Raw genomic sequence first — 24004 nt, 5'->3', positions numbered from 1 at the left:
TGGCTGTCATCGTTGGTCTATGCGGGCTGGTTTTCAGCTGTTGCGCTCTTGGCGCGCGCCGTGCGGCTGCCGAGATAGGCGGCGATGACGGCGGGGTTGTTCTGGACATCGGCCGGCGTGCCGTCGGCGATGACGCGGCCATGGTCGATGACGACGATGCGCTCGCAAAGGTTCATCACCAGCCGCATGTCGTGCTCGATCAGCACGACGCCGATGCGGCGCTCGGCGCGCACCGCCGACAGGATGGAGACGAGTTCGGCGGTCTCGACGGCATTCATGCCGGCGGCCGGCTCGTCGAGCAGCAGGAAGCGCGGCTTGAGCGCCAGGGCGCGCGCCACTTCCAGCCGACGGCGCTGGCCGTAGGCGAGCCGTGCCGCCGGCTGGTCGGCTGACTTCTCCAGGCCCATGCGGGACAGTTCGCGCATCGCCGCGGCCTCGGCGCGGCCGAGATCCGGTTCGACCTGTCGGGCGGCGACGACGACGTTTTCCAGCACCGTCATGTGCGGAAAGACGCGGATGTTCTGGAAGGTGCGGGCAATGCCCGATCGCGCAAAGCGAAAGGCCGAGGCCTGCCGCACCACGCCGCCGACGGACACGGTTCCCGCACTGGGTTGCACATCGCCAGCCAGCATGTTGAGCAGTGTCGTCTTGCCGGCGCCGTTGGGTCCGATGATGCCGGTGATGCTGTCGGTCTCGAAGCTCAAGCTGACGTCGTCCACCGCGACGACGCCGGCATAGCGGCGTGACAGATGGTCGGCCACCAGCCGGTCGGCACCAACCTGTTGCGGCACAGCGGCCGAAGCCATGTCCGCCTGGCGCCCGGACCGGCGCAGAAGGTTGAGCTCACGCTCGCCGAAAAGGCCGGTGGGCCGGCGCCAGATGACCAGGATCATGGCGATGGCCAACACGCCCTGGGTCAGGCCGAAGAGGACAGGCAGATGCAGGCCGAGCACCTCGCCGCCGCCCTCGAAGCGGCGCACCACCTCGATCACCACGATGGTGACGATGACGCCGGCGAAGGCGCCGAGCGAGGAGGTCATGCCGCCGACGATCAGCATGGCGAGCATGGTGAAGCCGAGATCGAAATAGAAGTCGCGCGGCGAGAACGCGCCGAGGAACTGCGCCATCATGGCGCCGGCGGCCATGGCTGCGACCACGCCCGCCACCCACGCGGCCAACCGCGCCGTACGCTGGTCGACGCCGACGGCGGCGGCGCCGCGCTCGTCATTGGCGGCGGCGCGGGTGGCAAGACCGAAGGAGGTCTCGCGGAAGAGCCTCGCCGCGATCAGCGCCACCGAGGCGATCGCCGCGGCGGTCCACAGCCCGACCTCTCGCGGCACACCGTAGAATGGCTGGCTGCCTCGGGTGATCTCGCGCCCGGCGACCAGTAGCGTGTAGACGATGATCAGCATGGCGAGCGTGGCGATCGAGGCGCTCGACCCGGTCAGTCGAAGCAAGGGCGTGCCTGTCAGCAAGCCGATGACGACAGCCAGAACCAGGACGACGGCCAGCGCCGCGAAGAAGGAGAGTTGGTACCCGGCAAGGAATTCCGGCAGATCGCGCAACGCCGTGCGCTGCAGCGCGCTTGGCATGGTGAGAATGCCGGTGGCGTAGGCGCCAAGGCCGACAAAGGCGGCCTGACCGAAAGAGACGATGCCGCTATTGCCGGAGAAAATCTGCAGCCCAAGCACTGCCGTCAGCATGATCGCGGCATAGGTGACGACGCGCTGCATGGCGGCGCCGCCGAAGACGAAGGCGGCAAGCGCCACCAAGAGCAGCACCGCCACCATGCACAATGCATCGGCCGCGGCGTTGCGGAACGCGGCCGGCATGAAGCCGCGCGGCTTGCGCTCGCTCATCATCACCGCTGCCATCACGCGGCCTTGAAGCGGCTGGGCGAAAACGGCGCCAGGATCGACTGAGGGCCTTCGGTTACCAGTCTGGCGATTGCCTCGCCGACTGCCGGCCCGGTCTTGAAACCGTGGCCTGAGGACCCTGCCGAAACGACCAGACCTTCGACACCGGGCATGGCGCCGATGACCGGCAGATCGTCGGGGCTCATATCGTAGAGCCCGGCATAGCCGGGGCGGATGCCAAGCTCGGCCATTGCGGGCACGCGGGTAGCAAAGGTCTCCAGGATCTCGACCGATTCGGACTCTTCGACGCCTTCCATGTAGGCGTCGGGGTTCTCGACGAAACGCGGCCGGCCGGCGTGCTCGTGACGCAGGCCAGTGCCGCCACCGGCCCAGGTGCCGGCCAGGATGACGCCGTCATTCTCGGGCCGCGCGTAGTTGCAGGAAATGTCGTCGCACCAGGCGAACGGCATCACCTTGCGGGCCTGCCCGGCGGCGTCGAGCACGGCCATCGGATGGCGCTCGACATGCAGCGGCAGATCGAGGCCCACCGTCGCCAGCAGGCGGCGCGTCCAAGGGCCGGCGGCCAGCACGACCGTATCGGCCTCCAGCACGGTGCCATCGGTCAAGGTGACGCCGGTGATGCGGCCTCCCTGCCGCCGAAGGTTTTCGACAAGCGTGTTCTGCAGGATCTTCGCGCCATTGGCACGGGCGGCGCGGGCGATGGCGTTGGTGGCGCCGAAAGCATCGGCATAGCCGTACTCGGGTTCCCACAGCGCCAGCGCGACATTGTCCAAGGCAAAGCCGGGTGCCGCATCCGCAAAAGCCTGCGGCGACAGGGTCTCGATCCGCGCGCCCTCGCCGCGGATTCGTTCGGCCGCCGCCTTCCAGCCCGCCTCATTGTCGTTGCCACAGACCCACATCATGCCGATCTCGGTGACGAAGGACCCCTCGCCCGCGATCTCGGGCAGCGACACCAGGATTTCGCGGCCACGGATGGAGAGCTGCGACAATTCCGGCATCAGGTAGAAGGCATGCAGCAGCGCCGAAGACTTGCCTGACGGACCACCAGCGGGATGGGTCTGCTCGACCAACACGACATTCGCACCGGCCTTGGCGAGATGATAGGCGGTGCTCGATCCAACAATTCCAGCACCAACGACGATGACGTCGCTTCCGTTTCGCATGGCTGTTCCCCACAGTCTCTTGGCTGCTTTCCGACAAGGTAAGGCTACTCTTTCGACTATGTCAACATCTCTTCATTGTTGACCTGAATTAAAATCCCTGTAATAAACTCGACATAACGAGGCTAAGAGCCCAACACCTGTTTCGGGGAGGCCAATGGCGATACGCGATGTTCTGATGCGCAGGGATCTGGCGCTGACGCCATCGGAAGAGAAGATCGTCCGGCTGCTGTTGACGGACTATCCGACCTCTGGCCTTGGCACCGCCTCGTCGCTCGCCCGACGTGCCGGCGTCAGCGATCCGACCGTGGTCAGGCTGGTGGTCAAGCTCGGCTATGAGGGTTTTCCGGACTTCCAGTCAAAGCTTCTGGCCGAAGTCGAGGCCAGGCTGCATTCACCGCTGTTGATGATGGAGGCAAAACGGCAGAGCGGCTCCAGCGACAGCGCCGTGCTCGCTTATCTCGATTCCGTCACAGCGGCCCTGCAGAAGGCCACCGCCGCGACGCCGGTGCAGACCTATGAGCGGGCCGCTCGCCTTTTGATGGAGGCCAAGGGAGAGATCGTGCTGGTCGGCGGCCGGTTCAGCCGCCACATCGCCGGCATGCTGGCCGGATACCTCGTGCAGTTTCGCACCGGTGTCCGTGATCTCGGCGTGCTCTCCCCCCAAGCATTCGACACGCTGGCCGACCTTGGCCGCCGTGATGTGCTCGTCGTCTTCGACTATCGCCGCTACCAGCTCGACGTGATGGCCTATGCAAGCCAGGCAGCGGCGCTCGATGTACGCATCCTGCTTTTCACCGACCAATGGCTGTCGCCGATATCGGATTTCGCCGAAGTCACGATCGTCAGCCCGCTCGAAGTCGCCTCGCCCTACGACACGCTGGCGCCGGCAATCGCACAGATGGAAGCGCTTACCGCCCACATCGTTTCGACGCTGGGCGACGAGGCCCGGGCTCGCATCGAGAGGATCGAGAAAGTGCGCCACGCCAATGCGGTGACGCTCGACAGCGACCCGCAAGAGAACGGCGCACGCCAGGCAGCGGGACCACGCAAGACACCCGGACCCAAATCACCAAAGCAGGACGACAAAGCATGACCCAAGCCTCACCCAAAAAGGCCTTACCCAGGCGAGACGAAGCCTTCCGTGCCGGCGAGACGGCGCTGCTGGTCGTCGACATGCAGCGCATCTGGCTGGAACCGGGCGCCGATCCCTCGCATCCGGAGCGCGGCCCCGACCATTATTTCTATCGCAAGACATCCTCGCAGACGATCCCCAACCAGGAGCGGCTGCTTGCGGCGGCGCGCGCCAATGGCGTCGAGGTGCTGCACACCATCATCCAGAGCCTGACCGAAGACGGCCGCGATCGCTCGCTCGACCACAAGCTGACGCCGATCCATGTCGCGCCGAGCCTCCCCGAGGGCCTGCCGGTTGCATCGCTGGCGCCGGTCGGCGACGAGATCATGCTGCCGAAGACCTCGTCCGGCATCTTCAACTCGACCAATGTCGACTATCTCCTGAAGAACCTCGGCATCCGCTACCTTGTCGTGGTCGGCGTGCTGACCGACCAATGCGTCGACATGACCGTGCGCGATGGCGCCGACCGCGGCTATCTCGTCACCTGCGTGTCGGACGCCTGCGCCACGATCACCCAGGAGCGCCACGACATCGCGCTGAAGGCCTTCGGCGGCTATTGCTGGGTCACCGACACCGACACCGTCGTCGACCGTTTCAACGCCCTGGGAAAAAAGGCATGACATCGACCGTCGAGCCCCTCGTTGCCGTCGTCACCACGGATCTCTGCGCCGTCACGCGGGGCCGCTTCGTTGTCGAAAGCAGGCTGCAGAAGACCGCAGCGACCGGTGTCGGCTGGCTGCAGGCCAATCTGTCGATGACGCCGTTCAATTCCATCGTTGATCCCAATCCCTGGGGGTCGTCCGGCGACCTGCGGCTGATCCCCGATCTCAAGGCGCGCTTCCGCACCGAACGGACCGGAGCGGCGACGCGCTTCGACATGGTGGCCGGCGACATCGTCGAGCTCGACGGCAGCCCTTGGCTCGGCTGCACGCGGACCATGCTCAGGGATGCGTTGGCGGAGCTGAAGGCGGCGACCGGCCTTTCCGTCATCGCCGCCTTCGAGCATGAGTTCCACATTGCCGGCGGCAGCTTCGCGCCGGCGCATTCGATGTCCTTTGCCGCGCTGCGCCGCACCGATCCGTTCGCCCCCAATCTGATGGCGGCACTGGAGGAGGCGGGCGTCGGCCCCGAGGTGGTCATCGCCGAATTCGGCGACGAACAGTTCGAAGTGACGCACGAGCCCGCCGATGCGCTGACGGCGGCCGACCGCGCTGTCGCCATCCGTGAAGTCACACGCGAAGTGGCGCGCAATGCCGGCTGGCGCGCGAGCTTCGCGCCCAAGACAGCGCCCAATGCCGTCGGCAACGGTGTGCACATCCACTTCAGCTTCGTCGACGAGGCCGGCAAGCCGGTGACCTACGATGCGGCGCAACCTGGCGGCCTGTCAGCCAAGGCTGGCGCCTTCTGTGCCGGCGTGCTGCGTCACCTCCCGGCGATCACCGCCATGACGGCCTCGAGCGTATCTTCCTTCTACCGGCTGAAGCCGCACAGCTGGAGCTCGTCCTACACCTGGCTCGCCGACCGCGACCGCGAAGCATCGCTGCGCATCTGTCCGACGGTGACGATCGGCGGACGTGATCCCGCGCGGCAATACAATGTCGAATACCGGGCAGCCGACGCCACCGGCAACCCCTACCTGTCGCTGGCGGCGATCATCCGCGCCGGGCTGGAAGGGCTGAAGGCGGACCTGCCATCGCCGCCGCTGGTCACCGGCGACCCCACCCTGATGAGCGAGGCGGAGCGGACTAAGCTCGGCCTGGTGCGGCTGCCCGAGACCTTGCCGGCGGCGCTGGACGCGCTTCTCGCCGACAAGACCGTCACGGGATGGTTCGCGCCTGTCTTCATCGATACCTTTGTCGGACTGAAGCGACATGAGGCCGAGCGTCTGGCCGGCCTCGACCCGGCAGCCATCTGCGATCTCTACCGGACGCTTTATTGATGACTGCGCAGACTGAAAAAGATTGGCCCGACGCCGTCGAGGTTCTCAACGAGCACGGCCACTCGGATATTGTCCTGCTGTGCGAGCATGCGTCCAACCACATGCCAGCCGAGTATCGGCAGCTCGGGCTCGATGCCAGCCATCTGCAACGCCACATCGCCTGGGATATCGGCGCCGCGGAGGTGACGCGCCTCTTGTCGGCACGGCTCGATGCGCCCGCCTTCCTCAGCGGCTATTCGCGGCTGCTGATCGACCTCAACCGGCCATTGCACACGCCAGGCAGCATCCCGGTTCTGTCGGAAGATACCGGCATTCCCGGCAACGTCGGCATCGATGCGGCGGAACGGGACCGACGCGCCAAAATCATGTTTTCGCCGTTCCATGACCGGGTGGCCGCACATCTCGATCGACGGGCAGCCGAAGGGCGGTCGACTCGGATCGTGACGATCCACTCTTTCACGCCGGTCTTCCTGGGTGTCGCCAGGCCATGGCATGCGGGTGTGCTGCATGAGCATGCCGCCGGTCTCGCCGAAGCGATTCTTTCGGGCCTGCGCACCGACACGGCACTCAATGTCGCGGCCAACGTGCCCTATGTGATCAGCCGTGACGCCGATTACGCCGTGCCCGTTCACGGCGACGATCGCGGCATCCCCGCCGTCCTTATCGAAATCCGGCAGGATCTGCTGGCAAACAGGGCCGGCATCGAGGAGTGGGCGGACCGCCTTGCGGCGGCACTGCCGGCACACGAGACGGAGACGGTTTCGTGAGCAATCCGAGCCTGCGCGAACGCGACGCCGCGACAATCGCGCGGATCGGCAAGCTGCGCTTCTCGCCGCTCAGCGTCGTCGGAGGTCAGGGCAACAGGCTGATCGAGGAAGGCGGCCGCTCGCTGCTTGACCTGTCAGGATCGGCCGGCCCAGCGGTGCTCGGCTATGGCCATCCGGCTGTTGTCGAGGCGGTCGAGACCTCGGTCCGGAACATGGCCGGCGCCAGCCTGCTGCTCTATCCGAACGAGCCCGCCGTCTCGCTGGCTGAGCGGTTGCTCGCGATCACACCGGGAGAAGGAGAGCGACGCGTCTGGTTCGGCCATTCCGGATCGGACGCCAATGACTGCGCGGTGCGGGTACTGCAGGCGGCCACCGGCCGTTCGCGCTTCATCTCCTTCATCGGCTCCTATCACGGCAACCTCTCCGGCTCGATGGGCATCAGCGGCCACACCGCCATGACGCACACGCTGCCGCGACCGGGCGTGGTGCTGCTGCCCTACCCCGATCCGTTCCGGCCGAACTTCAGCGGCGAGGAGGTGCTTGCCCTGCTCGACTACCAATTCGAGACCACCTGCCCACCGCACCAGGTCGCGGCGGTGTTCATCGAGCCGCTGATGTCGGATGGCGGGCTGATCGTGCCGCCGCCGGGGTTCCTGAAAGCACTGCAGGAGCGCTGCCGCAAACACGGCATCAGGATCGTTGTCGACGAGGTCAAGGTCGGGCTTGCCCGCAGCGGCATGATGCACTGCTTCCAGCACGAGGGACTGACGCCGGACCTTGTCGTGTTCGGCAAGGGCATCGGCGGCGGGCTGCCGCTGTCGGCCGTGGTCGGGCCAAAGGAGATCATGGACCATGCGCCGGCCTTCGCCTTGCAGACCACCGCCGGCAATCCAGTGGCGACATCGGCAGGCAATGCGGTGCTGAAGACGATCGAGAGCGAAGGCCTGGTCGGGCGCTCGGCGCGGATCGGCACGCTGTTCTCAGACGCACTGCGGGCGCTTGGCGCAAAGCACGAGATCATCGGTGATGTGCGCGGCCGCGGCCTTGCCATCGGCATCGATCTGGTCAAGGACCGCGTCACCCGCGTGCCGGTGCCTGCCACGACCACGGCCAAGATCATTTATCGCGGCTATGAGCTGGGCGCGGCCTTCACCTATGTCGGGCTGAAGGCCAATGTGCTCGAATTCATGCCGCCGCTGACATTGACCGAGGACGAAGTGGCCGAGGGCGTGGCGATCGTCGACCAGGCGATCGCCGACGTGAACGCCGGCAGGGTCTCGGATGCGGACGTCGCCTCCTTCATGATGTGGTGAACGCGAAACGGGCGCTCCATCAATTTGCGCTGGCGGGTCGGTCCTGTCTCTCGAGGCATGAATGGAAGCGCCGTGACCCATGGCTATGCGAAAGGCCCGCGCCTCTGGCCGAGGCGCGGGCCTTTCGTCACTGCAACGCGGGCGGCTCAGGCTGCGCGCTGGCTTTGTTTCGGCCGCAAGTTCTGGTTCATGCGGAACAGGTTCAGCGGGTCATAGCGCTGCTTGATCTCCAGAAGCCGCTGGTAATTGCCGCCATAGGCCGCTTCGACCCGGTCGACCTCGTCTTCAGGCATGAAGTTCACATAGGCCGTGCCGGCGGCATAGGGTTTGGCGGCCTCATAGAGGCTGCGCGCCCAACCGATGCAGGCCCTGTCCATCGCCGGCTCGCGCCAGCGGGCATGGACATTCATGACGAAGTGCGAGCTGCGTTGCGGAAACGCCGTTGCGTTCTGCGCCACTCGGCCCGCCGCACCGCCGACATGGCCGATGAATATCTCGCATTCCGGCCCAGGAAGCTCACGTATCGCTTCGGTGACGATCTCGGCTGCCCTGTCGGAAAGCTCGGTGAAGTCATGGCTCTTCCAGTAGTTGCGGGCGCCCGGGGTGAGCAATGGGTCGAATGCCTGCTGCCAGCCGGTGAACGGGTTGGGGCCGACGACATCGGCAATCGGCGAGCCGATGGCGCGAAGCTTCTTCGTCGCCTTTTCACCTGCCTGGAGATCACCGCAATAGCACATGGCCAGCACCAGAACATCCTTGCCATGCCACTCGGCCGGCAAGAAGGGCAGCGGCGGCGCTTGCCGCATGACCACCCAGCAGGTCAGTTCGTCGGGCGCCGTTTCGAGCGCCTTGCGATACTCCTCCAGCACCTTCTCGGCATCGGCGAAAGGATGGACGACAAGCCCCGACAGAACCTGCGGACCCATCTGATGGAGCTGAAACTCGAATGCCGTGACAATGCCGAAATTGCCGCCGCCGCCACGCAGCGCCCAGAACAAGTCCGGATTTTCCGTCTCGCTGGCCCGCAGCAACTTGCCATCGGCGGTGACCACATCGGCGGAGACAAGATTGTCGATGGTCAGGCCGAATTTGCGGGTGATCCAGCCAAAGCCACCGCCCAGCGTCAGGCCTGATATGCCGGTGGTCGAATTGATGCCTGTCGGCACCACCAGCCCAAAAGCCTGCGTTTCGCGGTCGACATCGGCAAGCGTAGCGCCCGGCCCGACCCATGCCCGCCGGGCAGCGGGATCGACCCGCACCGACTTCATCGGCGACAGATCGATCATCAGACCGCCGTCGCAGACGGCGCTGCCGGCAATGTTATGGCCGCCGCCGCGCACGGAGACAAGAAGCCTGTTTTCCCTGGCGAAATTCACGGCACGGATGACGTCGGAGGCGCCGACGCAACACACAATCAGCCCGGGCCGTCGGTCGACCGTGGCATTCCAGATGGTGCGGACTTCGTTGTAGGCGGCATCTCCATGCTGGAGCAGCGTGCCGCGCAATTGTGCGGAAAGCACTTCGATGGCTGCGGCGTCGACTGTCGTCTTGCCGCGATCAAGCGTGGTGAGGCTCATGCTGTTCATGGTTTCCTCCCGATTTGCTTATGAGCCGTTCTCCTTCAAACGCCTTCAATTCTGCTCCCATATTAGATATCGCGCAAGTTTATGCGGGCTTTGAGCCAGATGGTGGGCCGCCGCTTGGTGCGCATCGAGCTCTCAGCCGCCGCCACCTCATCAAACCGGTGAGACTGCGTGCTTCGCGGATCAATGGCTGCGCCAACATCGAGGACGGCAAGATCGCGGCCATCTATGTCGTGCGCAATCCCGACAAGCTCAGGCACCTGCACTAGGAGCCGGATTCGATCAGGCCAACCCGAACGTCTCCACGGCGCGCATGATGCCGCGCAGTTCGGCGAGACCTTTCAGCCGGCCGATCAGCGAGTAGCCGGGATTGATCTTCTTCTTGCCGATATCGTCGGCCAGCAGATGGCCATGGTCCGGCCGCATCGGAATGCGCCAGTCGGCGCGACCTTCCTTGCGGCGGCGCGCCTCCTCCTGCATCAGCGCGAGAATGACCCGCGCCATGTCGGTGCCGCCCTCGAGATGCTCGGCTTCGTAGAACGAGCCGTCTTCCTCGATGGTGATGTTGCGCAGATGGACGAAATGAATGCGGTCGGCGAATTCCTTGATCATGGCGACGATATCGTTGTCGGCGCGCGTGCCGTAGGAGCCGGTGCAGAAGGTCAGCCCATTGGCCGGGCTGTCGACGGCATTGAGGATGAAGCGCGCATCCTGCGCGGTCGAAACGACGCGCGGCAGGCCGTAGAGCGAGAAGGGCGGGTCGTCGGGGTGGATGCACATGCGTACCCCCTCCTCTTCGGCGACCGGGATGATTTTGCGCAGGAACCAGGCGAGGTTGTCGCGCAATTCCTTCGGTCCGATCCCGTCATACTCCGCCAAAGCCTCGCGAAAACTGTCACGGTCATACTTGCGCTCGGTCGCCGGCAGGCCGGCGATGAGGTTGCGCTCGATCTGGTCGACCTGCTCCGACGTCAGCGCCTTCAGGCGCTTCTCGGCCTCGGCGATACGCGCCGGCGTATAGCTGGCCGCGCCGTTCTTGCGCTGCAGCACGAAAAGGTCATAGGCGGCAAAATCGATGGCATCGAAACGCAAGGCATAGCCGGTTGTCGGCAGGCGATACATGAGGTCGGTGCGCGTCCAGTCCACCACCGGCATGAAATTGTAGCAGATCGTCCTGATGCCGGCCTTGGCAAGCGTGCGGATGCTGTCGCGATAGTAGCCGGCGTAGCGCTCGCGTTCGGGCGCGCCGATCTTGAAGGAATTGTGGACCGGGATGCTCTCGACGACAGACCATGTCAGGCCGGCGGCCTCGATGATGCGCTTGCGCTCGAGCACATCGGCTTCAGGCCAGGCCCTGCCATCATAGATGTGGTGAAGCGCCGAAACCACACCGGTAGCACCAGCCTGCCTGACATGCTCAAGCGTCACCGGATCATCCGGGCCATACCAGCGCCAACACTGTTCCATTGCAACTTTCCTTTTTGCGAGAGACCGGCAACCTATTGTTTGACTCCGATGAGTGTCAAACTCAGAACCGGGTTTGATAGCGCATGAAGGAGCTCCCGCGATGAAGGATTTCGACGGCAAGGTGGCATTGGTGACAGGGACGACCGGCATCGCGCTCGCCACCGCAAGACGGCTGGCGCAAGGAGGTGCGGCGATCATCGCCTGCGGCATCGACCGGGCCGCCAATGCAGCCATTCAGGAAAGCCTTGCCAAGGCCGGAGCGGACGCGCTGGTGCAAACGGTCGACGTCTCCGTTTCCGATCAGGTGCGCGACGCGGTCGCGGCCGGCGTCGCGAAATTCGGAGGCATCGACGTCATCGTCAATTCCGCTGCGGTGCATCCCTACGGAACCGCGACGACGACCGACTGGGAAACCTGGAACCGGGCGATGACGGTCAATGTCGGCTCGATCTATCTCACTGCCCATTTCGGCATTCCGGAAATGATCAAGCGCGGCGGCGGGGCCATCGTCAACGTCGCCTCGGTGCAAGGCTTCGCCTGCCAGCAGAACGTCGCCGCCTATGCCACGACCAAGGGGGCCATCCACACGCTGACCCGCTCGCTGGCGCTCGACTACGCGGCATCAGGCATAAGGGTGAATTCGGTCAGCCCGGGCTCGATCCGCACGCCGATTCTCGAAAAGGCCGCGCGTGGCAACCATGGCAGCGATGCCGACGTCGAAGAGGCCTACAGGCGCTTCGGCGCCGCCCATCCGCTTGGCCGCATTGGCGAGCCGGAGGAAGTGGCTGAACTCATCGCTTTTCTGTGCTCGTCCAAGGCCGGCTTCTGCACCGGCGCGGACTACAAGATCGATGGCGGCCTGACCGCCGGCATTGGTGTGAAGTAGCGCCATGAAGGTCCCGGGCCATCGGGGGTGGCATTAACGCATCCCGTTCGGAACAATCTTTTTTGGCCGAAGTTCTCTCCATTGAAGGGACGAACTCTCCGAAGGAGATTTCCTATGAAACATGTTCTCATGACCAGCATGCTGGCGATCGGGCTCGGCTGCGGGACGGCGATGGCTCAGACGCAGCAGCCCGCCGAAACCCAATCAGGAGCGGACACAAACTGCGCTTCCGGCACGACCAACTGCCAGAACGGCACGAAGATGAAGGACCAGGCCCAGGGTACCAAGTCCCAGACTGACCAGCAGGCTCAGGGCAAGGCCAAGACGAAGACGGACGAGCAGGCGCAGGGTAAGGCAGCCACCAAGACCGACCAGCAGGCCCAGGATAAGGCCAAGGTCCAGACCGATCAGCAGGCCCAGGGCAAGGCCGGCGCCACCACGAACCAGCAAGCCCAGGACAAGACCAAGGTCCAGACCGACCAGCAGGCCCAGGGCAAGGCCGGCGCCACCACGAACCAGCAGGCCCAGGACAAGACCAAGGTCCAGACCGATCAGCAGGCCCAGGGCAAGGCCTCCGCGCAGGACAAGACCTCGACCGCGTCCATCAACAATGTGACGGTCGAACAGAAGACCCAGATCACCCAGGTGTTCAGGGAGACGAAGGTAGAGCCGGTCGCCAGCGTCAACTTTGACGTCTCCGTCGGCATCGAAGTTCCGCGGCACAAGATCAGGCTGCATCGTTTGCCGGCTCGCATCGTCAAGATCGTTCCGGCCTACGAGGCCTACGAGTATTTTGTTCTCGCCGACGGCCGGATCGTCATCGTCGATCCGGATACCTACAAGATCGTGCTGATACTGACCTAGCACGACATTGCTCAACCCGCCCGCAACACGCGGGCCGGGTTGAGCACTCATGTCAAGATGGATGCGAACAACTCCCCGCGCAAACCTCAGGGATTCCGAGGCCGCAACGTCCGCACGGTAATCGAGTAACGATGTTCGGCTACTGGCGGGATGCTGTGCTCCCATTCCGTGCGTGAAGCGCCGGTCATGAGATAGGCCGACCGTGGCTCGACGACGATGGTCCGGCGCTCCCATTTGTCACCATGCTTTCGCCGCAGCCGAAAGCTGCAGGGCGCCAGCAGGGAAACGCCGGCGACATCCTCGAAATGGGGCTTGTCGCGATGCCAGCCGATACCGGCGCCAGGCCGGTATTCATTGATCAGCACCTGCGCGAAGGCCTCGGCAGGCCGGTGCGCAAAGGCCGCGACCTGCTCACGCAAAGGCAGCAGGAAGTCGGGGATCGGCAGCGCCTCGACGACTTCGCGACGGTCATAGTCATAGCGCAGACCGAAACCGACGACCCGACGGTTTGCGAGATGGCCATGGAAATCGAACGCCTGGAACGGCAGTCCTTCGAGATGCCGGGCAAGCTCCGTCTCTTCCCGCGGCGTGATCAATCCGGGCTGGTAGGAAAAACCTTCGGGCAGATCCTCCGCGACACCGAAGAGATCATGCTGGAGCACCGGAGTGCGGCCGGTGGCTTTCGATTTGAGCGACGACATCCCGCCTAGATGGTGAGGACTGGACCGCAAGGCAATACGGAGCCCTTGCCGCGTGCGGACGGGTGATGCGATGAGCAAAGGCAGGGAACCGGGCCTGCGGCTGTCGGGTTATCTGGCTGAGCAGTCAGGTTGCCAACATGCCGTCGACCGCGATCCGGAACACACAATACGATCCCGCGACCAGAACCCTCTCCGTCTGGTTCGTGCCGAGCGGCCATCGCTACGATTACGCGGATGTTGCCCCGGCGACCTATGCCGCTTTCAGGAAGGCCGCCTCGAAAGGGCGCTTCTTCAATGAATTCATCCGCGATCACTACAGCTACCGCCGCGTGGCATGACGCGAGCGGCATGATGGCCTTTTTTTGCGCAAACCTTTTTGCCTGACATGCGTTGTTCTTCCTCGAAGCCGAGGAGACAACCATGCAGAAGACAGCCAGCGAAGCCGCCAAGCAACGTCACATTCAGCGCGGCATCGATGCCAAGGACGGATCGAGGGAGAACGGCAAGGCCGAGCACGCCATGCAGGCCGGCGCCCGAAAATATCCGGAGCCGCCTTTCCCCGAACAGCACCAATCCAAACCGGGGCATGAATGGGCAGTCGAACCGGCGCCGCTCTACGATGCGCCTTTTTACCTCGGGTCGAAAAAGCTCGAAGACAAGGTCGCTCTCATCACGGGTGGTGATTCCGGCATCGGCCGCTCGGTGGCGGTTCTGTTCGCTCGCGAGGGCGCGGACATCGCCATCGTCTATCTGGCCGAGGACAAGGATGCGAAGGTGACAAAATCCGCCGTCGAATCGGAAGGGCGGCGCTGCATCCTGGTGAAAGCCGACGTCAGCGAACGCGACCAGTGCCGCAATGCGGTGGAGCAAACGGTCAAGGCATTCGGCGGTATCGACGTGCTGGTCAACAACGCGGCATTCCAGATTCATTCAAAAGAATTCGGCGAACTGACCGAAGAGCATTTCGACACGACGCTGAAGACGAACCTCTACGGCTATTTCCATATGGCGCAGGAAGCGGTGCCTCATATGAAGTCGGGCTCGGCCATCATCAACACCGGTTCTGTCACCGGCATAGACGGGTCGAAGACACTGGTCGACTACTCCATGACCAAGGGCGGTATCCATGCCTTCACGCGCGCCCTTTCCGGCAATCTCCTCGCCAAGGGCATACGGGTAAACGCGGTCGCACCTGGCCCGGTATGGACCCCGCTCAACCCTTCGGACAAGGACGCGGGCGATGTTTCGAAGTTCGGCGCGGACACACCGATGAAGCGGCCTGCGCAGCCGGAAGAACTCGCGCCGGCCTACGTGTTTCTCGCCTCGCCGCATTGCTCGAGCTACATCACGGGCGAGATATTGCCCGTGATCGGCGGCTATTGAGGTCCCGCGCAATGTATTTCATCGCTTTGGCGACGGATTACGACGGCACGCTGGCGCATGACGGGATCGTCTCCAGGAAGACGCTTGCTGCCCTTGAACGGTTCAAGAAAAGCGGCCGCAAGCTGGTGCTCGTCACGGGGCGCGAACTGCCAGACCTCAAGCGCGTCTTTCCCGAGATCGGCCTGTTCGACAAGGTGGTCGCCGAGAATGGAGCGCTGATCTACACGCCGGCAAGTGAGGAAGAGCGGGTGATCTCGCCGTCGCCCGATCCTAAGTTCGTCGCCAGATTGAAGAAGCAGGGCGTCAAGCCGCTTTCGGTCGGCCGGTCGATCGTCGCCACCTGGGAGCCGCATCAGGCGACGGTGCTCGAAATCATCAAGAAGATGGGACTGGAACTGGAAATCATCTTCAACAAGGGCGCGGTGATGATCCTGCCAAGCGGCATCAACAAGGCCACCGGCCTGGCCGCGGCGCTGCAGGATCTTCGGCTGTCGCCACACAATGTCGTCGGTATCGGAGACGCCGAGAATGACCATGCCTTCCTGAAGGCCTGCGGCTGCAGCGTCGCCGTCGACAACGCAATTGCCGCGGTCAAGACCACGGCGAACCTGGTCACGCGTGGCGCACGCGGGAAAGGCGTGGAGGAACTGGTCGACCGATTGATCAAGCGCGACCACGACATCCTGCCAAGGCGACATGACGGCATCGCGCTCGGCGCCGCCGGCGGCGACGATATCTATCTGTCGCCGAAGGACACGGTCCTCATCGCCGGCAGTTCCGGCATCGGCAAATCCACCTTGGCCACAGCGCTCACGGAACGCTTCGTCGAAGGCGGGTTTCAATTTTGCATCTTCGATCCCGAGGGCGATTATGACGGCCTCGAAGGTGCCGTGCGTCTGGGCGACGGTTCGAGCGCACCGACCAAGGCACAAGTGCTGGACCTTATCGAGAAAGCCGACAGCAATGTCGTCATCAACGGGCTGGCGCTGCGCGTCAATGAACGACCGGACTTCTTCGCCGACCTGCTGCCTGGCCTCGGCAGTTTTCGGCGTCGAACGGCAAGGCCGCACTGGCTCGTCATCGACGAAGCGCACCATCTTCTGCCCAAGCGGCGCGACGATACACGCGCGGTCCTGTCCCTGGAATTGCCGGGCACGGTTCTGATTACAGTGCATCCCGAAGCGATCTCGACCGACGCGCTGCGCCTGGTGACCGCGATCATCGCCCTTGGTCCCAAGGCGAAGGACGTCATCAAGGTCTTCTGCAGCGAGACCGACATCGACCCGCCAAAGGACATGGCGTCGCCCAAGGGCGAGCGCGTGCTGTTCTGGCGACCGCGGAAACGCAAGAAGATCGCCAAGGTCAAGGTTATAGAGCCGCGCCAATCACTCAAGCGGCACAGCCGCAAATATGCCGAAGGGCAACTCGATGAGGCGGGCAGTTTCTATTTCCACGGCCCCGACGATGCAATGAATCTCAGAGCCCACAACCTGATGATTTTCGCTCAGATCGCCGAGGGCATCGACGACAAGACCTGGGAGTTCCACCTGCGTGCCGGCGACTATTCCAAGTGGTTCCGCAATCAGATCAGGGACAAGGACCTGGCGCGCGAAACCGCCGAGGCGGAGAACGATAAAAAGCTCTCGGCCGAGGAGAGCCGCAAGCGTGTGCTTGACGCAGTGCGCCGCCGCTACACGGCTCCCGCCACGGCACCGGAAGACTAGCGCGCAACGCGTCCGCCTTGCCTGTTCATTGCGCTTTTCAGGCATCGCTTGGAACTCACCCGCCGGCTTCACGTTCAGACCCTGTTCAACAGGAGACACCGCCATGCCACGAGGCGACAAATCGAAGTACACCGACAAGCAGGAACGCAAAGCCGACCATATTGCGGAAGGCTACGAGAAGCGCGGCGTCTCGGAGAAGGAGGCCGAACGCCGTGCCTGGGCTACAGTCAACAAGGACGACGGCGGCGGCAAGAAGGAAGGCGGCTCCGGGCGCGGCAAGCATACCGGCCACCCGGCCGCACACAAGGGCGGCAAGAGCGGCGGCAATGCATCGGCCTCACGCTCTGCCGCAAGCCGGTCGGAATCGGCGAGGAAAGCCGCGGCAACGCGCAAGCGGAATGCCGAGCATCACGCCCATTGACCTCGACGACTAGCCCCTTGGCTTGTCTTGAAAGGCTGCCACGATGAGAGCACGGGCATGAAATCGCGGCTTGTCAATGAGACCAGCGGACAGCGAACGTTCGTCGTCGTGCTCGACCCGGGCGAAGAAGCGTTCGGCGCGCTGACCTCCTTCGCGATCGACCAGGGGGTTGGCAGTGCTTCACTGACAGCGATCGGCGCCTTTGAAAGAGCGATCGTGGGCTGGTTCGCCCCCAATGCGAAGACGTACCGCAAAATCCCGATCGACGAACAATGCGAAGTGCTGAGCGCTATCGGCGATGTGGCGCTGGGCGACGACGGCAATCCTAGCCTCCACATCCATACGGTGCTGGGATTGAGTGACGGCACGACCCGCGGCGGGCACCTGCCCGAGGCCATCGTGCAACCGACGCTCGAAATGACCTTGGTAGAGGCTCCCGGCCACCTGCGCCGCAGCAGACGTCCGGAATTGGGCGTGGCGTTGATCGACCTGGACGAGTGATTTCCGAGTTCGGACAGCAGAGGGCAGACTGGCCTCATGCCCTCTTGTTCCGTTCCGCCGGCTTGTCCGGCGCCGGTTCCCAGCCAAAGACACTGCGGCCGCCAAGCAGATGCGACTGGTCGAATTCGCCGGCGATGACTTCCTTCAGGCTGGGGCCGGTTACGTATCGCTCAACCCGCCGCGACTGATCGTCGAGCCGCCTCAGCGCGCCGACTTCTTCTTCTCGACCGAGCTTGGCCTTTTGCACGGCCGACTTCAGCACGCCGATCGTTTCGTCATAGACCTTGAGCGGAACAGGGAACGGGTGCCTGTCCTTGCCGCCATGTGCCAGCGAGAACCGGCCGGGATCGGAAAAACGGCACGGCGCGCCATGCACCACTTCGGCGACGAGGGCCAGCGCGCGCACCGTGCGCGCGCCCACGCCGGGAACCAGCAGAAGCTCGGAAAAATCTTCCGGGCCGCGTTCGGCGGCGGCCGCCATGTTCCCGTGAAGACGATGCATCACGACATCGCTTTCGCGAACATCGTGGTGGGCCGGCATGACCAGATGCGGCAGCAGCGGCTGGTCGGAAGCGGATGCGGTGCCGGGGTCCAGGGCAGCGAACTCTCGCAGAATGCGGTCCGGCCCAAGGTCGTGGAGCAGATCCAGCTGTCCCTGGCGCGAGGCCTCGGCGCGATGGTCGGTCAGATTGACGATCTCGCCCTGGTTGGCGCCCTCGATCGCGGCGTGCGGCCGATCGACAAAACTCTTCAGTCCTTCCGACAGCCAATGGTAGCGGCGCGCCACCTTGCTGTCGCCGTTCATGCCTTGCTGCACCACCACCCAGTCGCCGTCATCGGTGACGATGAAACCGTGCAGATAGAGGTCGAAGCCATCCTGAACAGCGGCACTGTCCACCTTGGCGACCAGCCGGCTGACGGTTGCCAGGCGTGCTCCGTCGATGCCGATCCGCTCGCCGATGGCGGCAAGTTCATGCGGGGTCTTGCGCGAATGCGCGCCGCGGCCGCCGCAGACATGAATGCCGAGTTCGCCCGACAGCGGTGTCAGGCCGCGTTTCAAGGCGCCGACGACGCTGGTCGTGATGCCGGAGGAATGCCAGTCCATGCCCATCACGGCGCCAAAAGACTGGAACCAGAATGGATGCGCCAGACGCCTTAGCAGCTCTTTGCGACCGTAGTGATGAATGATCGCCTCGCACATGACGGCGCCAAGACGCGTCATGCGGTCGCCCAGCCATTTCGGCACGCGTCCGCCGTGAAGTGGAAGATCAGCACTGCCCGATCGTTGCGCCAAGTCCGTTGCCTGTCTGGTGTCCGTCCTGTCTCGACAGATAGGTATCCGAGTTCGCGCGAAGAAGCACCTGAGGCTTCAGCCTCCTCGACGCCTAGTGCCATCAAGTCCAGTTGGAAAGAACCGTCTCCATCTCGACCGTTTCGACCTGCTGCGCAAAGCGTTGGTGATAGACGGAGAGCAAGGCGTCATGCGTTTCATCGGACGAACTGCACAGCGCGTCCGTGACGAGAACGACACGATAGCCGAAATCGATGGCGCCGAGCACCGTGGCCAGGACGCACACGTCGGTTTCACCTCCGGTGATGACCAGCGTATCGATCTGGTGTTGCATCAGAAAGGCTCGAAGATGGCCTTCAAACCAGGGCGAATAGATATGTTTGTCGATGACCGTCGCCGGCGGACAGCAAGCAGCCAATGACGGCAACAGCTCGACCATTTCCGGACCGATATTGTCGATCGCCATCGAGGCCCAGCGCTCATAATAGCGCTTCCATGTACCAACACCCAGCCCGGGCTTTTGCGCAGGCAGGAAGCGCGTGAAGACCGTCTGTCTTGCCCGTGTTTCCACCAGTCTCTCAATCTGCGGGAGGATACGCCTGATCCAGGGTGTCGCCCACGGCGACGGTTCGGCAAACAGCCGCTGCATATCCACGCAGACATGCATGCACCCGTGCCCTAACGGCCCATATGCCAAGCCCGGCACCGACATCAAGGCATCTCCGACCGGTGGCGCTTTCCCATGGACTTCTTCCATTGCCGTCCCGGACACGGGAACGTCACAAGCCGGGACTCGTTCCCCGAGTGGGCTGGCGGCAACCAACGCAACCGATCGACGTTTCCGTTGCTGCGAACGGAAGCATTCGGATGAGACCATCGGAGAGGCCACGAGACGCCAAGATGATGCTGAGCGGCGGATGTCTCTGCGGCAGGGTTCGCTTCAATGTTCGAAGCGAACCGAGGGTGCACTACTGCCATTGCGATATGTGCCGGCGAGCAACAGGCAGCGCGTTCGCGGTTCTGGCGTGGGTGCCCTCTCAGAGCCTGACCTGGACCGGCGCGGAGCCGAACTGCCGCAGGTCGTCGCCAATCGCCCAAAGGGGCTTCTGTTCAGCCTGTGGATCGCCGCTCAGCCTGACCTATGACGCGTCGCCCGACGAAGTCGCGCTGCATGTCGGCACGTTCGACGATCCAGCCTCGCTGCAGCCCCACTACAATTATGGATCAAGCCGGCGGCTTGGCTGGGTCTGCTGCGGAATAGACCTGCCGCACCACGACACTGAAGAGCGATGGTAGAGCTATCTCACCACACGCTTCTCGAGCTTCCGGGCCAAGGTGCGCCGGTGCAAGCCGAGCCGGCGCGCGGTTTCGGAGATGTTGAAGCCGGTCTCGACGAGCGTTTCGTGGATGCGTTCCCATTCGAGATTCTTGATCGAGGTGGGACGGCTGCTCAGCGAAACCGAAACATCGCCTTCGGCGCGGCCGAAGGCGGCTTCGATATCGTCGGTGTTGGCGGGTTTGGCCAGGTAATGACATGCGCCGAGCTTGATCGCCTCGACCGCCGTGGCGATGCTGGCAAAGCCGGTCAGCACGACAATCCTCATCGAAGCATCGCGGGCGCTGAGCAGCTTGACGCACTCCAGCCCGGAGCCGCCGGCGCCAAGCTTGAGATCAACGACCGCGTAAGCCGGAACCGCTGTCTCGAGGGCGCGAGCCAAATCTTCCCTGCCATGGCAGACCATGACGTCGTAGTCGCGCTTTTCGAACGAGCGCTTCAGCGTTTTCGCGAAGGTGGCGTCGTCCTCGACGATAAACAGGGATCGATCAGGCCGCATGATCATCTCCATCGGTCAGCGCCGCGAGCGGCAGCGAGAGGGTAACACAGGCGCCCCGCTCCATATTACGCGCCGAAAAGTCGCCGCCGAGCTTTCGAACCACGTTGACGACAAGGAAAAGACCAAGGCCGCCGCCCGGCCGTCCCTTGCTCGACATATAGGGCTGGCCGAGCGCGGCCAGAATACCCTGGTCAAAACCCGGCCCACGATCACGTACGGAAATCACCAGTTTCTCGCCCTGCCGCTCGGCGGTGACGTCGACCCAATCCTGCGATGCTTCCTGGGCGTTGTCGAAGACGTTGGAGATGACCTGCTTCAGCGCCGTGTCGGAAACGATCTGCTCGTCGGGTTCGAAATCGTTGCTGTAGCGCAGATTGAGCGGCTGGCGGCTGACACGCCATTCCTCGACAAGATCGTCAAGGAAATGGCGGATGCTGGTGCGGATCGTGCCTTCGCCCCGTGCCTGCCCCGAAGACATCAGGATGCCCGAGACGATGCTTTTGCAGCGCTCGATCTGCGCCTTCATTTCGGCCATGTCCGCCGCGAGTTCGCGGTTGCGCGTGACGCTGCGCATCTGGCGCCAGTCGGAGAGGATGACGGAGATGGTGGACAGCGGCGTGCCCAGCTCATGCGCGGCGCCCGACGCCAGCAGGCCCATGCGCACAATGTGGTCCTCCTCGGCCGATCGCTGGCGCAGATCCGCGAGATAGGCATCACGTTCGCGCAGATTGCGATTGATGCGCGTCATGAAGATCACGATCAAGCCAGCAGCCAGCACGAAGCAGATGAACATACCCCTGATATGCAGAACCAGCAGGTCGCTGCCGCCGTGATGCGGGATCGCGATAGGCTGGAACTGGAAGGTGAGGAAGACGAAGCAGGCGGAAGCGGCGGCCACCAGGCTCCAGGTGGACCAGGGTGTCAGCAGCGCGGCGCCAAGCGTGATCTGCAGCAGATAGAGCGACACGAACGGGTTCGAGGCGCCGCCGCTGAGGTAAAGCTGGGTCGTCAGCGCCGCCATGTCGAAAATGAGCGCGACGAACAGTTGCGCGTTGCTGATCGGACGCTGACCGCGCAAGGCGAGCAGGCTGAAGATGTTCAGCCCGACGAGGAAAAGCACCACGCCCGCCATCTCCAGCAACGGAAGCGGGATATCGAACCAGTATTCCGTCACCAGAATGGTGAGGACCTGACCCGCCACCGCCAGCCAGCGCAGCTGGATGAGCAGGAGCAGGTTCTTCCTGTTCGCCGCGTCGGGATTGGCGACCGCGCCGCCCTTGCCGGCAAGGGTTGCCGCCGCGAAGGATTTGTCGTTGCGGAGCATTTGGGTCGGGACGCTCATCTTGCCGGTCCTTGCCGCCGGCGGCGAGCGATCATCGGCGCGGCCAGGGCAGCGGCAAGCATCGCAGCGAGCGTGAACCAGGTCAAAGCATAGACCAGATGGCTGTTGCGGAAAGTCACGACTGTCAGGCCGCCGCGCGGCCAGTCGCCGGATGCCCCCGCATCGACGAAATAAGGCGCGACATCTCTCAGGCCGCGCGCGGTTGCGATGGCGGCGACGTCGCGCGAATACCAGCGATTGGCCGCGGCATCGTTGCTGCGCAGGAAGCCGCCGCCGGGCTCGCTCATGCGCAACAACCCATCAATGACGGCCGGCGACGGAAAACCGCCGCTCTCCCGTTCGAATTCGGCCTTGCGTTCCTGGGGAATAAAGCCGCGATTGATCAGCACGACAAAGCCGCTGTCGGTTCGCATCGGCGTCAGCACCCAATAGCCGCCGCCAAGCTCCGTCACCGCCTGCACCAGCGTGTTGGCGCCGCCCAGAAAGCGCCCGGCCAATCGCACATGGCTGTATTCGCTGCTGGCCGCGGTCATTCCGTCCCAGGCGCCTGGGCCAGGCGCGTCGACAACCGGAGCATGGATACGTTGGTCGACGCGGGCGATCAGGTCGAGCTTCCAGACCCGCCTTTCCAGTTGCCATATGCCGAGCCCAACAAGCACCAGCACGCCGAGGAGGCCGAGCAGCCCAAGGAAAAATCGCGACGCGGGCGACCTGCCGGCGTCCCTGCGCGGCGCGCCGGACACGCCGATGCCAGCCTGTCCGATCGCTGTCTCGACAGTGGTCCTCCCCGCGCCCGGCGACGGGCTCATGGCATCTCGCGCATGTCGTGAAGCCCGGGCATCATGTTGGCGTTGAGATGGTACATCACCCAAAGCGAGCCGGTCAGCACGATGACGACCAGGATCAGCGTGAAGATCAGGGCCAGCATCGACCATCCGCCCTCCGAGGCGGTGTTCATATGCAGGAAGAACACCATGTGGACAACGATCTGTACCGCGGCGAAGACCATGATGACGATCGCCGTGGCCTGCTTGTTGTCGAGGGCGCCGGTCATGACCAGCCAGAACGGGATGGCGGTGAGGATCACCGACAGGACGAAGCCGGTCAGATAGCTTTTGAACGATCCATGCGCGGCTCCGCCATGGGCGTGGCCGTGACCTGCGGCATGATCATGGGTGTTCATCGCAACATCCCCATCAGATAGACAAAGGTGAAGACGCCGATCCAGACGACGTCGAGGAAGTGCCAGAACATCGAGAGGCACATCAGCCGGCGACGATTGGCTTCGATGAGGCCGAACCGGGCGACTTGCGTCATCAGCGTCACCAGCCAGACAATGCCGAAGGTGACATGCAGCCCGTGCGTGCCGACCAGGGTGAAGAAGGACGACAGGAAGGCACTGCGCTGCGGCGTGGCGCCTTCATGGATCATGTGGGCGAATTCGTAGAGTTCGATAGACAGGAAGGCCAGGCCGAACAGGCCGGTCACCGCGAGCCAGGCCTGGGTCGCCGCGACCCGGCCCTTGTCCATGGTCAGCATGGCAAAGCCATAAGTGATCGAGGAGAGGAGCAGCATGGCGGTGTTGACCGCCACCAGATTGAGGTCGAACAGGTCCCTGGGCGCCGGGCCCGCGGCGTAGTTGGCGCCGAGCACGCCATAGGCCGCGAACAGCATCGCGAAGATCAGGCAGTCGCTCATCAGATAGAGCCAGAAGCCGAGCATGGTGCTGCCGCCTTCAGCGTGCGCAGGCTCTTGTTCCAGGTGAAAGACCGGTTCGGTTCCGGTCGTGGTTGCCATCGAAGCCATGCTCGAACC

Annotated in this window: 25 protein-coding genes; 13 read left to right on the top strand and 12 right to left on the bottom strand. The window is 63.9% G+C overall.

The features are described from left to right. Window positions 1-17 precede the first annotated feature (17 nt). A complete protein-coding gene (locus tag EB815_RS13990) occupies window positions 18-1874 on the bottom strand; it encodes a branched-chain amino acid ABC transporter ATP-binding protein/permease (protein WP_056565333.1) in 1857 nt (618 codons plus the stop codon). Further along, a complete protein-coding gene (locus EB815_RS13985; RefSeq protein WP_056565336.1) occupies window positions 1874-3040 on the bottom strand; it encodes an NAD(P)/FAD-dependent oxidoreductase in 1167 nt (388 codons plus the stop codon). Before EB815_RS13985 ends, EB815_RS13990 begins: the two co-directional genes overlap by 1 nt. A 154-nt stretch (window positions 3041-3194) precedes the next feature. On the opposite strand from EB815_RS13985, the gene EB815_RS13980 reads away from it, so the two are divergent. The 5 genes from EB815_RS13980 to EB815_RS13960 are packed head-to-tail and all read left to right on the top strand — an operon-like array spanning window position 3195 to window position 8191. Continuing rightward, the gene (locus EB815_RS13980) at window positions 3195-4133 is read left to right on the top strand and encodes a MurR/RpiR family transcriptional regulator (RefSeq protein WP_056565339.1); all 939 of its coding nucleotides are present in this window, start codon (window positions 3195-3197) and stop codon (window positions 4131-4133) included. Continuing rightward, window positions 4130-4792: a cysteine hydrolase family protein gene (locus EB815_RS13975; protein WP_056565342.1), complete on the top strand. Its 663-nt coding sequence runs from the start codon at window positions 4130-4132 to the stop codon at window positions 4790-4792. Before EB815_RS13980 ends, EB815_RS13975 begins: the two co-directional genes overlap by 4 nt. Then, window positions 4789-6111, top strand: coding sequence for a glutamine synthetase (locus tag EB815_RS13970; protein WP_056565345.1), 1323 nt, complete (start codon window positions 4789-4791; stop codon window positions 6109-6111). The genes EB815_RS13975 and EB815_RS13970 overlap by 4 nt, the downstream gene beginning before the upstream one ends. Further along, complete coding sequence (locus EB815_RS13965; protein WP_056565348.1) at window positions 6111-6878, top strand: N-formylglutamate amidohydrolase; 768 nt, start codon at window positions 6111-6113, stop codon at window positions 6876-6878. Before EB815_RS13970 ends, EB815_RS13965 begins: the two co-directional genes overlap by 1 nt. Continuing rightward, a complete protein-coding gene (locus EB815_RS13960) occupies window positions 6875-8191 on the top strand; it encodes an aspartate aminotransferase family protein (protein ID WP_056565351.1) in 1317 nt (438 codons plus the stop codon). The genes EB815_RS13965 and EB815_RS13960 overlap by 4 nt, the downstream gene beginning before the upstream one ends. Before the next feature lie 146 nt (window positions 8192-8337). On the opposite strand, the gene EB815_RS13955 is transcribed toward EB815_RS13960, so the two are convergent. After that, on the bottom strand, window positions 8338-9777 hold the full coding sequence (locus EB815_RS13955) for an FAD-binding oxidoreductase (protein WP_056565354.1): 1440 nt from the start codon (window positions 9775-9777) through the stop codon (window positions 8338-8340). Between the two features lie 279 nt (window positions 9778-10056). Next, the gene (gene uxuA, locus EB815_RS13945; RefSeq protein ID WP_056565357.1) at window positions 10057-11241 is read right to left on the bottom strand and encodes a mannonate dehydratase; all 1185 of its coding nucleotides are present in this window, start codon (window positions 11239-11241) and stop codon (window positions 10057-10059) included. 100 nt (window positions 11242-11341) lie between these two features. On the opposite strand from uxuA, the gene EB815_RS13940 reads away from it, so the two are divergent. Further along, the gene (locus tag EB815_RS13940) at window positions 11342-12127 is read left to right on the top strand and encodes an SDR family NAD(P)-dependent oxidoreductase (protein ID WP_065005795.1); all 786 of its coding nucleotides are present in this window, start codon (window positions 11342-11344) and stop codon (window positions 12125-12127) included. Between the two features lie 114 nt (window positions 12128-12241). Then, complete coding sequence (locus tag EB815_RS13935; protein ID WP_056565362.1) at window positions 12242-12991, top strand: DUF1236 domain-containing protein; 750 nt, start codon at window positions 12242-12244, stop codon at window positions 12989-12991. 86 nt (window positions 12992-13077) lie between these two features. Here EB815_RS13935 and EB815_RS13930 read toward each other — a convergent pair whose 3' ends face one another. Beyond that, entirely contained in the window at window positions 13078-13692 is a 615-nt protein-coding gene (locus tag EB815_RS13930) for an alpha-ketoglutarate-dependent dioxygenase AlkB (RefSeq protein ID WP_056565365.1), read from the bottom strand. Window positions 13693-13829: 137 nt separating this feature from the next. On the opposite strand from EB815_RS13930, the gene EB815_RS13925 reads away from it, so the two are divergent. The 5 genes from EB815_RS13925 (at window position 13830) to EB815_RS13905 (ending at window position 17721) form a co-directional block, all read left to right on the top strand. Beyond that, complete coding sequence (locus EB815_RS13925) at window positions 13830-14030, top strand: KTSC domain-containing protein (RefSeq protein WP_056565368.1); 201 nt, start codon at window positions 13830-13832, stop codon at window positions 14028-14030. Between the two features lie 82 nt (window positions 14031-14112). Next, complete coding sequence (locus EB815_RS13920) at window positions 14113-15075, top strand: SDR family oxidoreductase (RefSeq protein WP_056565833.1); 963 nt, start codon at window positions 14113-14115, stop codon at window positions 15073-15075. Window positions 15076-15086: 11 nt separating this feature from the next. Then, window positions 15087-16799, top strand: a complete 1713-nt coding sequence (locus EB815_RS13915) for an HAD-IIB family hydrolase (protein ID WP_065005796.1) — start codon at window positions 15087-15089, stop codon at window positions 16797-16799. A 103-nt stretch (window positions 16800-16902) separates the two neighbouring features. Further along, window positions 16903-17220 carry a hypothetical protein gene (locus EB815_RS13910; RefSeq protein WP_056570559.1) on the top strand — a complete coding sequence of 106 codons (318 nt, stop codon included), beginning with the start codon at window positions 16903-16905 and terminating at the stop codon, window positions 17218-17220. A 57-nt stretch (window positions 17221-17277) separates the two neighbouring features. Next, on the top strand, window positions 17278-17721 hold the full coding sequence (locus EB815_RS13905; protein ID WP_065005797.1) for a PPC domain-containing DNA-binding protein: 444 nt from the start codon (window positions 17278-17280) through the stop codon (window positions 17719-17721). A 34-nt stretch (window positions 17722-17755) separates the two neighbouring features. Here EB815_RS13905 and EB815_RS13900 read toward each other — a convergent pair whose 3' ends face one another. Then, entirely contained in the window at window positions 17756-19015 is a 1260-nt protein-coding gene (locus EB815_RS13900; protein WP_065005798.1) for a DUF763 domain-containing protein, read from the bottom strand. 100 nt (window positions 19016-19115) lie between these two features. Next, the gene (locus tag EB815_RS13895) at window positions 19116-19724 is read right to left on the bottom strand and encodes a cysteine hydrolase family protein (protein ID WP_065005806.1); all 609 of its coding nucleotides are present in this window, start codon (window positions 19722-19724) and stop codon (window positions 19116-19118) included. A gap of 317 nt (window positions 19725-20041) precedes the next feature. Here EB815_RS13895 and EB815_RS34240 point away from each other — a divergent pair, with 317 nt between their 5' ends. After that, window positions 20042-20308: a GFA family protein gene (locus EB815_RS34240; protein ID WP_245303403.1), complete on the top strand. Its 267-nt coding sequence runs from the start codon at window positions 20042-20044 to the stop codon at window positions 20306-20308. 2 nt (window positions 20309-20310) lie between these two features. On the opposite strand, the gene EB815_RS13885 is transcribed toward EB815_RS34240, so the two are convergent. The 5 genes from EB815_RS13885 to cyoC are packed head-to-tail and all read right to left on the bottom strand — an operon-like array spanning window position 20311 to window position 23995. Then, entirely contained in the window at window positions 20311-20847 is a 537-nt protein-coding gene (locus tag EB815_RS13885; RefSeq protein ID WP_056570570.1) for a response regulator transcription factor, read from the bottom strand. Then, on the bottom strand, window positions 20837-22189 hold the full coding sequence (locus EB815_RS13880) for an ATP-binding protein (protein ID WP_065005799.1): 1353 nt from the start codon (window positions 22187-22189) through the stop codon (window positions 20837-20839). Before EB815_RS13880 ends, EB815_RS13885 begins: the two co-directional genes overlap by 11 nt. After that, the gene (locus EB815_RS13875; protein ID WP_065005800.1) at window positions 22186-22998 is read right to left on the bottom strand and encodes an SURF1 family protein; all 813 of its coding nucleotides are present in this window, start codon (window positions 22996-22998) and stop codon (window positions 22186-22188) included. Before EB815_RS13875 ends, EB815_RS13880 begins: the two co-directional genes overlap by 4 nt. Then, complete coding sequence (gene cyoD, locus EB815_RS13870) at window positions 22995-23372, bottom strand: cytochrome o ubiquinol oxidase subunit IV (protein ID WP_056570548.1); 378 nt, start codon at window positions 23370-23372, stop codon at window positions 22995-22997. Before cyoD ends, EB815_RS13875 begins: the two co-directional genes overlap by 4 nt. Continuing rightward, window positions 23369-23995 carry a cytochrome o ubiquinol oxidase subunit III gene (cyoC, locus tag EB815_RS13865; RefSeq protein ID WP_065005801.1) on the bottom strand — a complete coding sequence of 209 codons (627 nt, stop codon included), beginning with the start codon at window positions 23993-23995 and terminating at the stop codon, window positions 23369-23371. The genes cyoD and cyoC overlap by 4 nt, the downstream gene beginning before the upstream one ends. Between the last annotated feature and the right edge of the window lie 9 nt (window positions 23996-24004).

It is taken from the genome of Mesorhizobium loti, assembly GCF_013170705.1.
Classification (GTDB): domain Bacteria; phylum Pseudomonadota; class Alphaproteobacteria; order Rhizobiales; family Rhizobiaceae; genus Mesorhizobium; species Mesorhizobium loti_D.
Note: the sequence above shows the minus strand (reverse complement) of the source record. Positions and strands in the feature narration are given on the sequence as shown.

What these genes read in the sequence shown, in the direction of transcription:
- EB815_RS13985 (WP_056565336.1), bottom strand. Translation starts at nt 3,040, where the DNA reads ATGCGAAACGGAAGCGACGTCATCGTCGTTGGTGCTGGAATTGTTGGA.
- EB815_RS13965 (WP_056565348.1), top strand. Translation starts at nt 6,111, where the DNA reads ATGACTGCGCAGACTGAAAAAGATTGGCCCGACGCCGTCGAGGTTCTC.
- EB815_RS13915 (WP_065005796.1), top strand. Translation starts at nt 15,087, where the DNA reads ATGTATTTCATCGCTTTGGCGACGGATTACGACGGCACGCTGGCGCAT.
- EB815_RS13875 (WP_065005800.1), bottom strand. Translation starts at nt 22,998, where the DNA reads ATGAGCCCGTCGCCGGGCGCGGGGAGGACCACTGTCGAGACAGCGATC.
- EB815_RS13980 (WP_056565339.1), top strand. Translation starts at nt 3,195, where the DNA reads ATGGCGATACGCGATGTTCTGATGCGCAGGGATCTGGCGCTGACGCCA.
- EB815_RS13920 (WP_056565833.1), top strand. Translation starts at nt 14,113, where the DNA reads ATGCAGAAGACAGCCAGCGAAGCCGCCAAGCAACGTCACATTCAGCGC.
- EB815_RS13925 (WP_056565368.1), top strand. Translation starts at nt 13,830, where the DNA reads ATGCCGTCGACCGCGATCCGGAACACACAATACGATCCCGCGACCAGA.
- EB815_RS13895 (WP_065005806.1), bottom strand. Translation starts at nt 19,724, where the DNA reads ATGTCGGTGCCGGGCTTGGCATATGGGCCGTTAGGGCACGGGTGCATG.
- cyoC (WP_065005801.1), bottom strand. Translation starts at nt 23,995, where the DNA reads ATGGCTTCGATGGCAACCACGACCGGAACCGAACCGGTCTTTCACCTG.
- EB815_RS13910 (WP_056570559.1), top strand. Translation starts at nt 16,903, where the DNA reads ATGCCACGAGGCGACAAATCGAAGTACACCGACAAGCAGGAACGCAAA.
- EB815_RS13885 (WP_056570570.1), bottom strand. Translation starts at nt 20,847, where the DNA reads ATGCGGCCTGATCGATCCCTGTTTATCGTCGAGGACGACGCCACCTTC.
- EB815_RS13955 (WP_056565354.1), bottom strand. Translation starts at nt 9,777, where the DNA reads ATGAACAGCATGAGCCTCACCACGCTTGATCGCGGCAAGACGACAGTC.
- EB815_RS13940 (WP_065005795.1), top strand. Translation starts at nt 11,342, where the DNA reads ATGAAGGATTTCGACGGCAAGGTGGCATTGGTGACAGGGACGACCGGC.
- EB815_RS13935 (WP_056565362.1), top strand. Translation starts at nt 12,242, where the DNA reads ATGAAACATGTTCTCATGACCAGCATGCTGGCGATCGGGCTCGGCTGC.
- EB815_RS13970 (WP_056565345.1), top strand. Translation starts at nt 4,789, where the DNA reads ATGACATCGACCGTCGAGCCCCTCGTTGCCGTCGTCACCACGGATCTC.
- EB815_RS13975 (WP_056565342.1), top strand. Translation starts at nt 4,130, where the DNA reads ATGACCCAAGCCTCACCCAAAAAGGCCTTACCCAGGCGAGACGAAGCC.
- uxuA (WP_056565357.1), bottom strand. Translation starts at nt 11,241, where the DNA reads ATGGAACAGTGTTGGCGCTGGTATGGCCCGGATGATCCGGTGACGCTT.
- EB815_RS13905 (WP_065005797.1), top strand. Translation starts at nt 17,278, where the DNA reads ATGAAATCGCGGCTTGTCAATGAGACCAGCGGACAGCGAACGTTCGTC.
- EB815_RS13930 (WP_056565365.1), bottom strand. Translation starts at nt 13,692, where the DNA reads ATGTCGTCGCTCAAATCGAAAGCCACCGGCCGCACTCCGGTGCTCCAG.
- EB815_RS13880 (WP_065005799.1), bottom strand. Translation starts at nt 22,189, where the DNA reads ATGAGCGTCCCGACCCAAATGCTCCGCAACGACAAATCCTTCGCGGCG.
- cyoD (WP_056570548.1), bottom strand. Translation starts at nt 23,372, where the DNA reads ATGAACACCCATGATCATGCCGCAGGTCACGGCCACGCCCATGGCGGA.
- EB815_RS13990 (WP_056565333.1), bottom strand. Translation starts at nt 1,874, where the DNA reads ATGGCAGCGGTGATGATGAGCGAGCGCAAGCCGCGCGGCTTCATGCCG.